Origin of the sequence: Terrabacter sp. 2RAF25 (genome assembly GCF_052115265.1) — a bacterium.
Taxonomy (GTDB): domain Bacteria; phylum Actinomycetota; class Actinomycetes; order Actinomycetales; family Dermatophilaceae; genus Terrabacter.
This window is the reverse complement of record NZ_JBFRGJ010000001.1, coordinates 445,700-459,942: the sequence shown is the minus strand read 5'-3', so window position 1 is coordinate 459,942 and position 14,243 is coordinate 445,700. Positions and strand designations below refer to the sequence as shown.

The window sequence follows — 14,243 nt, the reverse complement described above, 5'->3', positions numbered from 1 at the left end:
ACCCCGGGGTCTCACGCACCACCGACCGGCCTCGCACCATTCCTCGCACCATTCCTCGCACCATGCCTCGCACCACCCGTCGGACGCTGCGAGGCGGCTGCCGCGCCCAGGTCGTCGAGGTGCAGCGGGTGCCGCGGCTCCGAGTCGACGACGAGTCGCTCGGTCACGGCGAGCCGCTCGTCGACGGCAAGGAGCACCCCGGGGGCGAGCAGGCGCCAACGGTCGTCGTCGTCGAGCCGCTCACTGGCCACGACGACGCTGGGGGCGTCGGACAGGTCGTGCGAGACGACCCGGGTGCCCGCTGTGGACCGGTGGTCCAGCCGGCCCTGCGGCTCGTGGCGCTCGAGCACCCACAACGCGTGCGTGGCGGGGTAGCGCACCGCCCACAGTCGGCCGGGAGTGGTGAGGACGACGTTGACGGCATACACCGGCAGCTCGGCGGCCACCCAGCGCAGGGCGGAGGCGAGGCCCGCACCGACGTCTCCGTCGGCGGCTTCGGTCTCGCGGGTGACGAGGGCGAAGAGCCGCTCGGAGTCGGTCTCGCCACGGACGCGGCGCAGGTCGTCACCGAGGTGCCGCTCCAGCACCTCCATGCCCTCGACGACCCCGTTGTGCGCGAAGAGCCGGCCCTCCATCTCGAACGGGTGGGTGTTCTCGAGCCGCACAGCGGCGCCCGACGAGTGGCGCACGTGCGCCACGAAGGTCGCACTCGTGCGGTCCCGCGCCTCGCCGGCGAAGTCGGCGTCGTGGTATGCAGCGAGCGCCTGCTTCTCGACAACGGGCCGGCCCAGCTCGTCGAAGGTCCCGAGCCCCGTGCCGTCGGGGTTGGCGTGCGACTGCGCGGTCAGGCTGTCCGGGGCATCGAGCAGCCAGAACGTCGCGCGGACCCGGCGGTGCCCGGCGGTGAGGCCGAAGAGGCGGCACATGGCGGGCTCCCCGTCACCGGCTCTCGAGGGCCTCGCGCGACTTGGCGATGGCGAAGCCCCAGCCCTGCGCGAGCGTCGGCTTCGGCGGCACCGCCACCTCGTCGGGGTTGGTCACGACGTCGAGCAGCACCGGGCCGGTGGAGGCGAGCGCCCACGCGACCGCCTCGTCGAGCTCTGCGGCGTCGGTGACCCTTCGGGCGGTGAGACCCATCGCCGTGGCGACGGCCGCGAGGTCGGGGTTGTCGAGCTCGGTGCCGAACTCGGGCAGACCACCCTGCTCCTGCTCGAGCTTGACCATGCCCAGGCGCCCGTTGTCGAACACGACGACCTTGACGGGCAGGTCGTGGGTCACGGCGGTGCGCAGGTCTCCGAGCAGCATCATGAGGCCGCCGTCACCGGAGAAGGACACGACGGGGCGGGTCCGGTCGAGCGCCTGGGCCCCGAGCGCCATGGGCAGCGCGTTGGCCATCGAGCCGAGGTTGTAGGAGCCGACGAGCCGCCGGCTGCCGCGCATCGTGACGAACCGAGAGAGCCACGCCGTGGACATGCCCGTGTCGCTCGTGAAGATGGTCGAGTCCGGGGCGAGCCGGTCGACGGCCGCGGCCAGGGCCTCCGGGCGGATCCGCTCGTCCGGGTTGTCGAACACGGCTCGGGCCCGCCCGAGCAGGGACTCGTCGTGGTGCGGGTCGAGCAGGGCGCGCTGCCGCTCGTGCCAGCTGCGGTATGCGTGCACGGCTTTGTCGAGGTGGGTGCGGTCGGCGCGCCTGGCCAGCAGCGGGAGCAGCGCTTCGAGCGTGGCCCCGGCGTCGCCGACGAGCGCCTGGGCGACCGGCGTACGACGACCGATGTGCTCGCCGCGGGAGTCGAGCTGGACCACCGTCTTTCCCGTCGGGTACCAGTCGCGGTAGGGGAAGTCGGTGCCGACGAGCACGAGCACGTCGCAGGTGTCCATGGCCTTGGCTGCGGCGGGGTTGCCGATGAGCCCCGACTGACCCACCTCGAAGGGGTTGTCGTGCTCCAGGCCCTCCTTCGCCTTGAGGGTCAGCACCATCGGGGCCCCGAGGAGGTCGGCCAGCTCGAGCACCTGCTCGCGGGCGGCCCTGGCGCCGCACCCGACGAGGAGCGTGACGGCCTGGTCACCGCCGAGCAGGTCCGCCACGCGGCGGACCGCGTCGGCGGGGGCCGCTGCGGCCACGGTCGTCGGCGCGAAGACGGGAGTGGTCGTGTGCTTCGGCACGTCCAGGCCACCCACGTCGCCGGGAACGGTGAGCACGGACACCCCGCGCTGCGCGTACGCGGCGTTGACCGCCTGCTCGAGCAGGTGGGGCAGCTGGGCCGGCGCGCTCAGCGTGTGCGCCCAGACCGCCACGTCGGCGAAGAGCGTGTCGTTGTCGACCTCCTGGAAGAAGTCGGTGCCGATCTCGGCGCTGGGCACCTGCCCGCAGATGGCGAGCACCGGTGCGTGCGACTTCTTCGCGTCGTAGAGGCCGTTGAGCAGGTGGATCGAGCCCGGGCCGACCGTGCCCATGCACACGCCGATGGTGCCGGTCAGCTGGGCCTGTGCGCTGACCGCGAAGGCGGCGACCTCCTCGTGGCGTACCCCGACCCACTCGATCCGGTCGTCCCGGCGGATGGCGTCGGTGAGGGGGTTCAGCGCGTCGCCGACGACGCCCCATACCTGCCGCACCCCGGAGTCCGCGAGGGCGGTGACGATGTGCTCGGCGACCGTGGTCATGTCGGTCCTTCCTCAGAGGTGGCGCGGGGAGGCGTGGGGGGCGAACTGATCGGCCGTGGCGACGCTCCAGTCGCCGGCCCACGCCGAGGGCGGTTCGGCGAGCAGCTGACCCGGCTCGAGCCAGTCGTAGAGCTCGGCGTACGACAGCGTCGTGGTCGCGGAGACGTTGCGGCGCAGGTGGTGCGGGTTCAGCTGCGCCGGGTCGGTGACCCCCATGGCGGCCATGATCTTCATGGCCGACTCCACCGTGGCCTCCTGGAAGCGCTGCACGCGGACACTCTTGTCGCCGACGTCGAGCGCCCTCGCGCGGCGGGCGTTCTGGGTCGCGACCCCGCTGGGGCACTTGTCGGTGTGGCAGCGCTGGGCCTGGATGCAGCCGGCGGCCATCATCATCGCGCGGGCCGCGTTCGTGTAGTCGGCGCCCTGGACGATGCGCTTGACGACGTCGTTGCCGGCAGCGACCTTGCCGCTCGCGCCGATGCGGATCCGGTCGCGCAGCCCGACGCCCACGAGCGCGTTGTGCAGGGTCATGAGGCCGTGGGTCAGCGGCATGCCGACGTGGTCCTCGAACTCGAGGGGCGCGGCCCCCGTGCCGCCCTCGGAGCCGTCGACGACGATGAAGTCGGGCGTCGTGCCCACCTCGAGCATCGCCTTGCAGATCGAGAGCACGTCGACCCGCGAGCCGACGCAGAGCTTGAAGCCGGTGGGCTTGCCACCGGCGAGCTCACGCATCCGGCCGATGAACTCGATGAGCTCGACGGGCGTGTGGAAGACGCGGTGCGACGACGGGCTGACGCACTTCTCGCCCTGCGGCACCTGGCGGATGTCGGCGATCTCCTTGGTGACCTTCGCGCCCGGCAGGACGCCGCCGATTCCGGGCTTCGCGCCCTGGCTGAGCTTGAGCGAGACGCACTTGACAGCGTCATGGGCTGCCTTGTCGCGGAAGGAGTCCGGGTCGAAATCGCCGTCCTTGGTGCGGGCCCCGAAGTACCCGGTGCCGATCTCCCAGACGATGTCGCCGCCGTTCTCGAGGTGGTAGGGCGACAGGCCACCCTCGCCGGTGTCGTGCGCGAAGCCACCCATCGCGGCCCCCTTGTTCAGGGCCCGGATCGCGTTGGCCGACAACGCTCCGAAGCTCATCGCCGAGACGTTGAGCAGCGCCATCGAGTACGGCTTCGAGCAGTCCGGCCCTCCGACCATGACGCGCGCCGGCTGCTTCGGGGGATCGGTCGGGGCCATCGAGTGGACGAGGTACTCGTAGCCGACCTCGTCGACGTCGAGCTCGGTGCCGTAGGGCCGCTCGCCGTGGATGCCCTTGGCGCGCTCGTAGATGACCGAACGGGTGTCGCGGTCGAAGGGCCTGCCGTCCCAGTCGCGCTCGATGAAGTACTGCTGCAGCTCGGGGCGGATGCCCTCGAGCAGGTAGCGCATGTGACCGATGACGGGGTAGCGGCGCAGGATCGTGTGCTTCTTCTGCAGCAGGTCCCACGTGCCGAGCGCCGCGAGGCCGGCCCCGACACCGCCTGCGACCGCACCGAGACCGTTGACACGCTTACCACCGAGCATGGGCTCTCCTCGACCATCGACGCCGTGACGTGGTCCGGACGTGTGTCCGGACTCGCACTGTGGCGATACCCGCCACCGCACCCGAGCAACCTGAGCATTTGCTGCACGCCATCGCGCGCACAGCAGACGTCCAGCCGGCGCCCAGCCCGGGGCGGCATCCTCTGGCTCATGGGCACCCGTCAGTCCGGGCCGCCGGCTCCCCACCGGTCCGCGCGCCTGCTCACCGGTCTGTACGCGCTGGCCACGCTGGTCGCTCTCCTGCTGACCCTCCTCGCGCGGCGTCGCCCCGGTCCGGTTCCCGGCGAAGCGGTCTTCGGCCTGCTCAACGTGCCCGTGGCGCGCACCTTCGTCTCGGTGGTCGTGCTCGCCCTGGTGACACGCGCCCTGATCGGGCGCAAGCGGATCGGGCTGTGGCTCGTGGCCCTGTTCCAGGTGCTCGGCCTCTACGTCGGAGTCGTCGCCCTCGTGCCTGCGGCCCGTCTGCCCCTCGTCCGCATGTGGGAGAGTCGCGGCGACCTCGGCCGCGGCCTCGACATCGCTTCGATGGTCGTCGCCGTCGCCGTCCTCTGGTGGCTCCGTCGCATCCGGAGCGCCTTCACCGGCAGGCTTCAGCGTGGGTCGTGGTGGGTCGCGCTGGCGGCCCTCGTCGTCGGCAGCCTGGTCACGCTGGGTGTCGCCTGGGGCCTGCTCGGCGCGGTGGGCGCACCACGCACCGAGGTGGACGGCATCGTCGGCACGGTGCTCGCCGCGTTCGGCGGAGTGACCCGGCGCGCCCTCGTCGGCGTTCCGGAGTGGGTCGTCGAGGTGGTCGCGGTCTGCGCCGGCATCACCATCCTCACGACCGTCGCCCTGTTCCTGGCCTCGGCGCGGCCCGGAAGCCGGTGGTCGCCTGACCGCGAGGTGGCGCTCCGCAGCCTCCTCGCCAGGCACGGCGCCGACGACTCGCTCGGCTACTTCGCCACGCGACGCGACAAGGCCTCGGTCTTCTCCCCCGACGGTCGCGCGGCCGTGACCTACCGGGTGCTCGCCGGCGTCTCGCTGGCGTCATCCGACCCGGTCGGCGACCCCGACAGCTGGCGCGCAGCCATCGAGGCCTGGCGCGCCGAGGCTCGAGAGTTCGGTTGGGTGCCAGCCGTCCTCGGCACCAGCGAGCGAGGGGCGCGAGCGTATGCAGCGACGGGTGGCATGCGCGTGCTGCGGCTCGGCGACGAGGCGGTGCTCGACCCGACCCGGTTCGACCTGCGCCGAGCCTCACTGTCACCCGTCCGCCACGCCGTCAAGCGGGCCGCCCGGGCCGGGGTCACGGTCCAGGTGCGCCGGCAGCGGGACGTCCCGTCGACCGAGCTCGCCCAGCTCGTCGATCGCGTCGACGCCTGGCGGCACGGTGAGACCGAGCGAGGCTTCTCGATGGCACTGGGCCGTCACGGAGACCCGTCCGACGGTGACGTGCTGCTCGTGACCGCGCACGCCCACGGGGAGCACGGCCCGGAGCCCGTCGGCCTGCTCAGCCTCGTGCCCTGGGGCCGCCACGGGGTGTCGCTCGACGTGATGCGCCGCTCGCCCGACGCCCCCAACGGTGTCACCGAGCTCATGGTGAGCGAGCTGCTCGCTCTCGCGCACCCCCTCGGACTGCGACGGGTGTCGCTCAACTTCTGCCTCTTCCGGGCCGTCTTCGAGGACGCCGAGCGCCTCGGCTCCGGGTCGTTCACCCGCGTGGGCGCCTCGGTGCTCGGTCGGCTGGACCGGTTCTGGCAGCTGGAGCGCCTCTACCGCTCCAACGAGAAGTTCGAGCCGACGTGGGAGCCCCGGTTCCTCTGCTACGACGACGCGGTGTCCCTCCCCCAGGTCGCGGTCGCGGCCGGGGCCGTCGAGGGCTTCATGCCGTGGCCGGGTCCGCGAGGCGCCGGGGGCGTGCTGGACGCCGAGCACCTGGCCGCGCTGGACGGGCTCGCCGCCACGGCCCGGACCCACGACACCGACGTACTGGGCCCCCGCCGCACCGACCAGTTCCGCCACCGCGCCGCCACCCTGGACCGGATGCGCGCGGCGGGGCTCGACGCCTACCCCGTCGCCGCGGCAACGACCCCCACGACGTCCATCGGCGCCCTGCGGACCGACGTGTGGGAGCGTCCGACACGCCTCTCGGTCGTGGGTCGCGTCCGCGGCCTGCGCAACCACGGCGGCGTCGCCTTCGCTCGCCTCGTCGAGGGCCGCCACGAGCTCCAGGTCCTGCTCGACGCCACAGCCATCGGCAGGCCGTGCCTCGAGCAGTTCACGAGCGTCGTCGACGTCGGCGACCTCGTCCGCGTCGACGGGGTGACCGGGCATTCCCGCTCGGGCACGCCCAGCCTGCTCGCACGTGCGTGGCGCATGGAGGCCAAGTCCCTTCACCCGGTGCCGTTCGGCTCGTTCGACGACCCGACCGCCCGGGCCCGGCAGCGCTCGACCGACCTGCTCGCCAACCCCGAGGGGCTCGACCTGCTCCGCCAGCGGTCGGCCGTCGCCGGCTCGCTCCGCCGCACCCTCACCGACGACGGCTACCTCGAGGTGGAGACACCGATGCTCCACACCGTGCACGGCGGCGCCACCGCGCGCCCCTTCCGGACGTTCATCAACGCGTACGGGGTCGACCTCTCGCTTCGCATCGCCCCGGAGCTGCACCTCAAGCGCCTGCTGGTCGCCGGCCTGGGGCCGGTCTTCGAGCTCGGGCGCAACTTCCGCAACGAGGGGGCCGACGCGACCCACAACCCCGAGTTCACCTCCCTCGAGGTGTACCGGCCGCACGCCGACTACGTGGAGATGCGCCGCCTCACCGAGCGGCTCGTCAAGGACGCCGCTCGCACGCTCCACGGCCGCGAGGCGCTGCCGCTGCCCGGACCCGACGAGCTGCGCGCCGGGCTCGCGCACGTCGAGCTCGTCGACGTCAGCGACCCCTGGCCGGTCGTGCCGGTGCTGGACGCCGTGTCGCAGGCCGTCGGGCAGCCGGTGGCGCTCGACACCGACATGGACGTGCTCCTCGGTCTCGCCGAGACCCACGACGTCGCGGTGCGCCCCGACATGGGCGCCGGCGCCGTCATCGAGGAGCTGTACGCCGCCCTCGTCGAGCCGCGCACGTTGCGGCCGACGTTCTACACCGACTTCCCGGTCGAGACCTCACCACTCGCCCACCCGCACCGTTCGGAGCCGGGCCTGGCCGAGCGCTGGGACCTCGTCGTCGCGGGCATGGAGGTCGGCACGGCCTACAGCGAGCTGACCGACCCCGTCGACCAGCGGGCCCGGCTGACCGAGCAGTCGCTCAAGGCGGCGGCCGGCGACCCCGAGGCGATGGAGGTGGACGAGGACTTCCTGCTCGCGCTCGAGCTGGGCATGCCGCCGAGCGGCGGGCTGGGCATCGGCGTCGACCGCCTCGTCATGCTGCTGACCAACACCCCGATCCGCTCCGTCCTCACCTTCCCGTTCGTCCGCCCCCTCACCGACCGACCGGCACGACGGAGCCCGACGTGGAGCTGACCGACACGAGCCTCGTCGTCCTCCTCGGCATCCTGGCGGTGGGTGTGTTCGGGCTCGTCGTCGCCGGGGTGCCCCGCGGTGGCCGGCGCCCCGTCCGGCTCGCGCTGCGCGCGGCACAGGTGCTCCTGCTCAACGTGCTCGTCGTCGCCCTGTGCGGCGCGGCGCTCAACGACCAGTACTTCTTCTACTCCAGCTGGGGCGACCTCTTCGGGTCGCGCTCGCCGTCGGTGCAGTCGCACCGCGGCGGCACGGCCCGCGAGGCGGTCGTGGCGTCCGTGCGGGGGCCGGGACTGAAGGGTCTGTCGACGCCGACCACCCTGCCGCCGCTGCCGCAGCCGGGGGCGCGCCTGCAGACCTACACCGTGGTGGCCGGGCGCTCCCACGCCGAGGGCCAGGTGTACGTCTACCTCCCGGTCGGCTACGACCCCCGCTCGAGCCGCGCCTACCCCGTCCTCCTGGGCCTCCACGGCTTCCCCAGCGGCCCGAAGAGCTTCCTCAAGCTCAGCTTCCTCAGCGACATCGACACCTTGACGGCCGCGCACCAGATGGCGCCGTCCATCGTCGTCGTCCCGCGCATCGACACCCCCGCCGGACTCGACACCGAGTGCGTCAACGGCGCGCCCGGCGAGCCGCAGACCGACACCTGGCTCTCCCGCGACATCCCCGCCTGGACGGTCCACCACTTCCGGGTCGAGCGCACGCGCGCGAGCTGGGCGACGATCGGCTACTCCTACGGGGCGTGGTGCGCCGCCTCGGTCTCGATGCGCCACCCCGACGTCTTCGGGGCCGCCATCGTGCTGCTCGGCTACTTCCGGCCCGACTTCTCCCGCGCCTACGACCCGCTCACGAGCCGCACCCTTCGCGACTACGACCTCGTCGCGAAGGCTCGCACCGCTCCCCCGCCGCTCGCCATGTGGGTGCTCACGTCACGCGAGGACCAGCTCTCCTACCCCAGCACCTCGAGCTTCCTCAGCGCGGCGCACGCACCCCTCGACGTCGCCGGCACCGTGCTCGCCCACGGCGGCCACCGCAACGGCGTCTTCACCCCCTACATCCCGACCGCTCTCTCGTGGCTGGCCCAGACGCTGCCGGGTTTCCATGCGTGACAAGGGCGCCCGTATGCCGTCGCGTGCGTCCGACGAGCCGTCGGCTCACCCGCAGGCCCGGTCCGGCGGCCGTCCCCGCCCACACCACGTGGTCGCTGCCGTACTGGCCCTCGCCGTGCTCATCGCGCTGGTCGTGACGGGGGTCGTGCCAGTCACAGGCCTCGGCGACACGACGCGGCCCGACGCGGGCGGGGCCACGGCGAGCGCCCCGGGCCGGACGGCATACGCGAGCCCGACGCCGCCGGGCACCCCATCGGGCACGCCATCGGCCGCAACTCCGAGCACGCCGCCGGGACCGCTGACGGTCGTGGGCCTCGGTGACTCGGTGCCGTCGGCAGACACCTGCGGGTGCACCGGCTACGTCGAGCAGGTCGGCAGCGGGCTCGGGCAGCTGACGCAGCGACCGTGGGTCGTGCACAACGACGCGACCGGGGGCTGGACCACGGCCGACGTCGCCGACGACCTGCTGACGTCGCCGACACGCGAGCACCTCGCCGACGCCGACCTCGTCGTCGTGGAGGTCGGCGCCAACGACTTCGACCTGGGGAACGTGGCCGACAGGGCATGCCTGCCGGCCGCGACGTCGGGCTGCTGGTCCGCCACCCTCGCGGGCCTGCGCGACGGCCTGACCCGGATCATCACCAACATCAGACAGATCGACACGCGCCCCGACCTTCGCATCGCCGTGCTCGGCTACTGGAACGTCACTCTCGACGGTGCCGTCGGCCGGGCCCTCGGGTCGGACTTCGTCCTCGGCAGCGACGCACTGACCCGCCTCGTCAACTCGACCGTCGCGCAGGTGGCGGCCACGACCGGGGCCGTCTACGTCGACGCCTACACCCCCCTCAAGGGCGAGTCGGGCGAGCGCGACCCCACCGGCGACCTGCTCGAGGACGGCGACCACCCGAACGCCACCGGCCACACGCTGCTGCGGACCGCCGTCCTCGACCAGCTGGCGGACGCCGGAGCGATCGCCGCCTGGCGGCCGCCGCCGGCCTGACCCGTCCTCGTACCCGGTCTGACGAGATCCTGACTCGCACCAGCCCCTCCGTGCAGGGCCCGTTGACGCCCGGCCCCGGCGTGCGGTTGCGTGGGTGGGCATGACCGTCATCGGCTTCCACTGCTCCCACGAGCAGATCGACCCGGCCCGCCTCCTGCGTGACGTCCAGGCGGCCGAGGCTGCCGGCTTCACCGCAGGCATGTCGTCAGACCACCTCTCGCCGTGGAGCAGCCGCCAGGGCGAGTCGGGACACGCGTGGAGCTGGCTGGGCGCGGCCCTGGCCACGACGTCGCTCCCGTTCGGCGTGGTGACGGCCCCCGGCCAGCGCTACCACCCCGCGGTCGTGGCGCAGTCGATCGCCACCCTGGGCCAGATGTTCCCCGGCCGGTTCTGGGCGGCACTCGGCTCGGGCGAGGCGTCGAACGAGCGGGTCACGGGCGCCGAATGGCCCCGCAAGGAGGTGCGCGACGCACGGCTCCTCGAGTGCGTGGACGTCATCCGGCGCCTGCTGGACGGCGAGGAGGTCAGCCACGACGGGCTCGTCACGGTCAACCGGGGGCGCGTGTGGACCCGCGCCGACCCGGTGCCCGACCTGGTGGGGCCGGCCGTCACCCCCGAGACCGCCGCCCGCCACGCCGCCTGGGCGGACGGGCTGGTCACGGTCAACCAGCCTGCGGACACGCTGCAACGCGTGCTCGAGGCCTACCGGGGCGCCGGAGGCCGAGGTCCGGCCCGGCTCCAGATCCACCTCAGCTGGGCGCCGACGGAGGACGAGGCGCTGTCGACCGCCCACGACCAGTGGCGGAGCAACGTGCTCGGGCCACCCATCGCGTGGGACACCGAGACCGTCGAGGCGTTCGACCTCATCGGCGAGACCGTAGCGCCGGAGAGGGTGCGCGAAGCAGTGCTCGTCTCCGCCGATCTCGGCCGGCACGCGCAGTGGCTGCAGGACTACGTCGAGATGGGCTGGGACGAGCTCTACCTCCACTTCGTCGGAAAGGAGCAGGCGCCGTTCATCGACGCCTTCGGGGAGCACGTCCTGCCACAGCTGTCACCGAGCACGCCTGCGCCCCAGCAGGATCCGACACGTGCGACAGGAGGCGCGGACCGATGAGGATCAGCGACACGGGCGACGTGTGGTGGAAGAACGCCGTCCTCTACTGCGCAGACGTCCAGACGTTCCACGACTCCGACGGCGACGGCGTGGGCGACCTGCGCGGCATGACCGACCACATCGAGTACCTCGCCGACCTCGGCATCACGTGCCTGTGGCTCATGCCGCTTTACCCGACCGCGCGCAAGGACGACGGCTACGACATCACCGACTTCTTCGGGATCGATCCGGAGCTGGGGACGCTCGGCGACTTCGTCGAGCTCGTGCGCACGGCGCGGGCACACGGCATACGCGTCATCGTCGACTTCGTCATGAACCACACGTCCGACAAGCACCCGTGGTTCAGGTCGGCCCGGCGCAGCCGGGAGGACCCGTACCGCGACTACTACGTGTGGAGCCGCACCAAGCCGAGGTCGAGCAAGAAGGACGTCGTCTTCCCTGACCAGGAGGACAGCATCTGGCAGCGCGACGAGAAGACGGGCGACTACTTCCTGCACCACTTCTACAAGCACCAGCCCGACCTCAATGTCGCCAATCCAGCCGTGCAGGAAGAGATCTCGCGAACGCTCGGCTTCTGGCTCGAGCTCGGCGTCTCGGGGTTCAGGGTGGACGCCGTCCCGTTCCTCTTCGCCCGGGACGGGGTGCCCGGCGTCGACGCCGCCGAGGAGGACGCCTTCAACCCCGACCGCTACCTCGGCGACGTCCGCTCGTTCGTCACCCGACGCGTGGGCGACGCGGTGCTCCTCGGCGAGGTGAACCTGCCCTACCCCGACCAGAAGCGATTCTTCGGCGGCGACGACGGCGATGGGCTCAACATGCAGTTCGACTTCATCGGGATGCAGCGGCTCTACCTGTCGCTCGCCCGCGGCGAGGCCGCTCCCCTCGCCGACGCGCTGCGCGAACGGCCCGCCCTCGACGTGACGAGCCAGTGGGCCAACTTCGTGCGCAACCACGACGAGCTGACCCTCGACAAGCTCACCATGCCCGAACGCCGCGAGGTCTTCGACGCCTTCGGGCCCGACCCCGACATGCAGCTCTACGACCGCGGGCTGCGTCGCCGCCTGCCCCCGATGGTCGGCGGCGACCAGCGCCGTCTCAGGCTCGTCTACTCGCTCATGTTCTCCCTGCCGGGCACGCCGGTGCTCTTCTACGGGGAGGAGATCGGGATGGGCGAGAACCTCGACATCCCGGGCCGGCTCGCGGTCCGCAGCCCGATGCAGTGGACCAGGGGCGTCAGCGGTGGGTTCTCCTCCGCATCCCGCCGGCGGCTCACCCGGCCCATGCCCGACGGCCTCTTCGGGCCGGAGCACGTCAACGTCGCCGACCAGCGGCGCGACCCCGATTCGCTGTGGTGGTTCATGCGCGGGCTCGTGCGTCGCTACCGGCAGCTGCCGCAGAGCGGCTGGGCCACGGTGCAGGTGCTCGACCACCCCGTCGCGTCCACCCTCGCCCACCTGAGCCGCACCGACGACTGGGCCATGCTGGGGCTCCACAACTTCGGGCCCGACGGCGCGATCGTCCCCCTGACGCTGTCCGACCTCCCGCCCGGGTCCTCGCTGCTCGACGTGCTCGGCGAGCGACGTGAGACGCCGGTCGGGGCCGGCGGCACGGTCGAGCTCGACGTCGAGCCCTACGGCTACCGCTGGCTCCTCGTCGTGCCGGAGGGTGAGGACCCCGGGCTCTGACGCCGGCGCCGGACGTGCACCGGCGACCCCGCCGATCGACGGCCAGCCGGGGCGGGTAGGTGCAACGGGTCCCCACTTCGAGGAGCCCAGCGTGTCGCCCGTGTCGTTGTCATGTCGATCAACCTGATCTACCTCATCGCCGGGGCGGCGATGTTCCTCGCAGCGGTTCTCCCGACGGTGCTGGACCGGTATGCCGTCTCGGCCGCCATGGTGTTGCTCGTCCTCGGCATGGGCATCGGCCTGCTGCCCCTGCCGGAGGGCATGCGCCTGGACCCCCTGCTCATCCGGCCGCAGGTCGAGCGCGTCACGGAGTTCACCATTCTCGTCGCGCTCATGGGCGTCGGCCTGGCGATCGACCGGTCGTTCGAGTGGCGCCGGCGCAGCGCCTGGGCGTCGTGGTCACCGACGTGGCGCCTGCTCGCCGTCGCGATGCCCCTCACGATCGCGTCCGTCGCGCTGCTCGGCTGGGGCCTCGGCGTCGCCCCGGCGGCGGCCCTGCTGCTCGGCGCCGCCCTCTCGCCGACCGATCCCGTGCTGGCGAGCGACGTCCAGGTGGAGGGGCCCCGGGTCGAGACCCCTGACGGGGGCTGGGAGGAGGCCGATGACGATGGCGACGAGGCGCTGGGCGAGCCCGTCGACGAGAAGGACGACGTCCGCTTCGCCCTCACCTCCGAGGCCGGGCTCAACGACGGACTGGCCTTCCCGTTCGTCACCGCGGCCGTCCTGCTCGCCTCGGCCGGCAGTGCCGGCAGTGCCGGCAGTGCCGGCAGTGCCGGCGGTGCCGGCTCGTGGTGGGCCGGTTGGCTCGCGTGGGACCTCGTCGGGAAGGTCGTGGTCGGCGTCGTGGTGGGTGTCGCCGTCGGATGGGGACTCGCCCGGGTCGCGTTCCGTTCGCCTCGGCGGTCCCTGAGGCTCGCCGAGCAGGGTGAGCCGCTGCTGGCGCTGGCCGCCCTCGTGCTGACCTACGGAGTGAGCCAGCTCGTCGGCGGCTACGGCTTCGTCTCGGTCTTCACCTGCGGACTGACGCTCCGCGCGGCCGAGCGCAACCACCACTACCACCGCTCCATGCACGAGGTCGTCCAGCGGCTCGAGCGGTTGCTGACGCTGATCATCCTGCTCATGCTCGGCATGGCGATGACCAAGGGAGTGTTGGACGAGCTCGACTGGCGGGGCGTCCTCATCGCGCTCTCGCTCGTCTTCGTGCTCCGACCGCTGGCCGGCTGGGTCAGCCTGCGGGTGCGGGCGCGAGGGGCCGACCTCCCGGGCGGGCTGGGCCGGTACGAAGCCCTAGCGACAGCGTTCTTCGGCGTGCGCGGGGTCGGCTCGCTCTACTACCTCGCGTTCGCAGCGGGCGAGCACGCGTTCGTCGAGGAGCGGTGGCTGTGGTCGACGGCGGCGTTCACGATCCTCGTGTCGGTCATGGTCCACGGTGCTCTCGCGACGCCCGTCATGCGCTACCTCGACCGCCACCGGGACGCCGCCCGAACCTGACCCGGGCGCGAACCGGCCCCGAGGAGGGGCTGCCTCCTCGGGGCCGATGGTGAACCGACCTCAGGCGACCTACCCTCCCCAGGGATCCTCGCCTACGGACGGAGGTGGTG

9 protein-coding genes are annotated in these 14,243 nt (G+C 72.5%); 6 read left to right on the top strand and 3 right to left on the bottom strand.

Translation table 11 applies throughout. From position 1 onward, the window contains the following. Positions 1–11: 11 nt before the first annotated feature. From AB4091_RS02150 to AB4091_RS02140, 3 genes are read right to left on the bottom strand one after another with little or no spacing between them, the layout of a single operon-like run. On the bottom strand, positions 12–926 hold the full coding sequence (locus tag AB4091_RS02150; RefSeq protein ID WP_442290085.1) for a class II glutamine amidotransferase: 915 nt from the start codon (positions 924–926) through the stop codon (positions 12–14). Between the two features lie 13 nt (positions 927–939). Further along, positions 940–2,661 carry a thiamine pyrophosphate-dependent enzyme gene (locus AB4091_RS02145; RefSeq protein WP_442290084.1) on the bottom strand — a complete coding sequence of 574 codons (1,722 nt, stop codon included), beginning with the start codon at positions 2,659–2,661 and terminating at the stop codon, positions 940–942. Positions 2,662–2,673: 12 nt separating this feature from the next. Continuing rightward, complete coding sequence (locus AB4091_RS02140) at positions 2,674–4,227, bottom strand: FMN-binding glutamate synthase family protein (protein WP_442290083.1); 1,554 nt, start codon at positions 4,225–4,227, stop codon at positions 2,674–2,676. Positions 4,228–4,395: 168 nt separating this feature from the next. On the opposite strand from AB4091_RS02140, the gene lysX reads away from it, so the two are divergent. The 6 genes from lysX to AB4091_RS02110 all read left to right on the top strand — a co-directional run bounded on the left by lysX (position 4,396) and on the right by AB4091_RS02110 (position 14,133). Beyond that, on the top strand, positions 4,396–7,737 hold the full coding sequence (gene lysX, locus AB4091_RS02135; protein WP_442290082.1) for a bifunctional lysylphosphatidylglycerol synthetase/lysine--tRNA ligase LysX: 3,342 nt from the start codon (positions 4,396–4,398) through the stop codon (positions 7,735–7,737). After that, entirely contained in the window at positions 7,728–8,843 is a 1,116-nt protein-coding gene (locus AB4091_RS02130; RefSeq protein WP_442290081.1) for an alpha/beta hydrolase, read from the top strand. The genes lysX and AB4091_RS02130 overlap by 10 nt, the downstream gene beginning before the upstream one ends. Next, complete coding sequence (locus AB4091_RS02125; RefSeq protein WP_442290080.1) at positions 8,836–9,843, top strand: SGNH/GDSL hydrolase family protein; 1,008 nt, start codon at positions 8,836–8,838, stop codon at positions 9,841–9,843. The genes AB4091_RS02130 and AB4091_RS02125 overlap by 8 nt, the downstream gene beginning before the upstream one ends. Positions 9,844–9,943: 100 nt before the next feature. Continuing rightward, positions 9,944–10,957 (top strand): TIGR03885 family FMN-dependent LLM class oxidoreductase, encoded by a 1,014-nt coding sequence (locus tag AB4091_RS02120; protein WP_442290296.1) that lies wholly within the window; start codon positions 9,944–9,946, stop codon positions 10,955–10,957. Further along, the gene (locus AB4091_RS02115; protein ID WP_442290079.1) at positions 10,954–12,642 is read left to right on the top strand and encodes an alpha-amylase family protein; all 1,689 of its coding nucleotides are present in this window, start codon (positions 10,954–10,956) and stop codon (positions 12,640–12,642) included. Before AB4091_RS02120 ends, AB4091_RS02115 begins: the two co-directional genes overlap by 4 nt. A 111-nt stretch (positions 12,643–12,753) precedes the next feature. Further along, positions 12,754–14,133, top strand: a complete 1,380-nt coding sequence (locus AB4091_RS02110) for a cation:proton antiporter domain-containing protein (RefSeq protein WP_442290078.1) — start codon at positions 12,754–12,756, stop codon at positions 14,131–14,133. Positions 14,134–14,243: the final 110 nt, after the last annotated feature.

Excerpts from the sequence above, each read along its gene's own strand:
- AB4091_RS02110 (WP_442290078.1), top strand. The coding sequence starts at position 12,754 with ATGTCGATCAACCTGATCTACCTCATCGCCGGGGCGGCGATGTTCCTC.
- AB4091_RS02140 (WP_442290083.1), bottom strand. The coding sequence starts at position 4,227 with ATGCTCGGTGGTAAGCGTGTCAACGGTCTCGGTGCGGTCGCAGGCGGT.
- AB4091_RS02120 (WP_442290296.1), top strand. The coding sequence starts at position 9,944 with ATGACCGTCATCGGCTTCCACTGCTCCCACGAGCAGATCGACCCGGCC.
- lysX (WP_442290082.1), top strand. The coding sequence starts at position 4,396 with ATGGGCACCCGTCAGTCCGGGCCGCCGGCTCCCCACCGGTCCGCGCGC.
- AB4091_RS02115 (WP_442290079.1), top strand. The coding sequence starts at position 10,954 with ATGAGGATCAGCGACACGGGCGACGTGTGGTGGAAGAACGCCGTCCTC.
- AB4091_RS02145 (WP_442290084.1), bottom strand. The coding sequence starts at position 2,661 with ATGACCACGGTCGCCGAGCACATCGTCACCGCCCTCGCGGACTCCGGG.
- AB4091_RS02125 (WP_442290080.1), top strand. The coding sequence starts at position 8,836 with ATGCGTGACAAGGGCGCCCGTATGCCGTCGCGTGCGTCCGACGAGCCG.
- AB4091_RS02150 (WP_442290085.1), bottom strand. The coding sequence starts at position 926 with ATGTGCCGCCTCTTCGGCCTCACCGCCGGGCACCGCCGGGTCCGCGCG.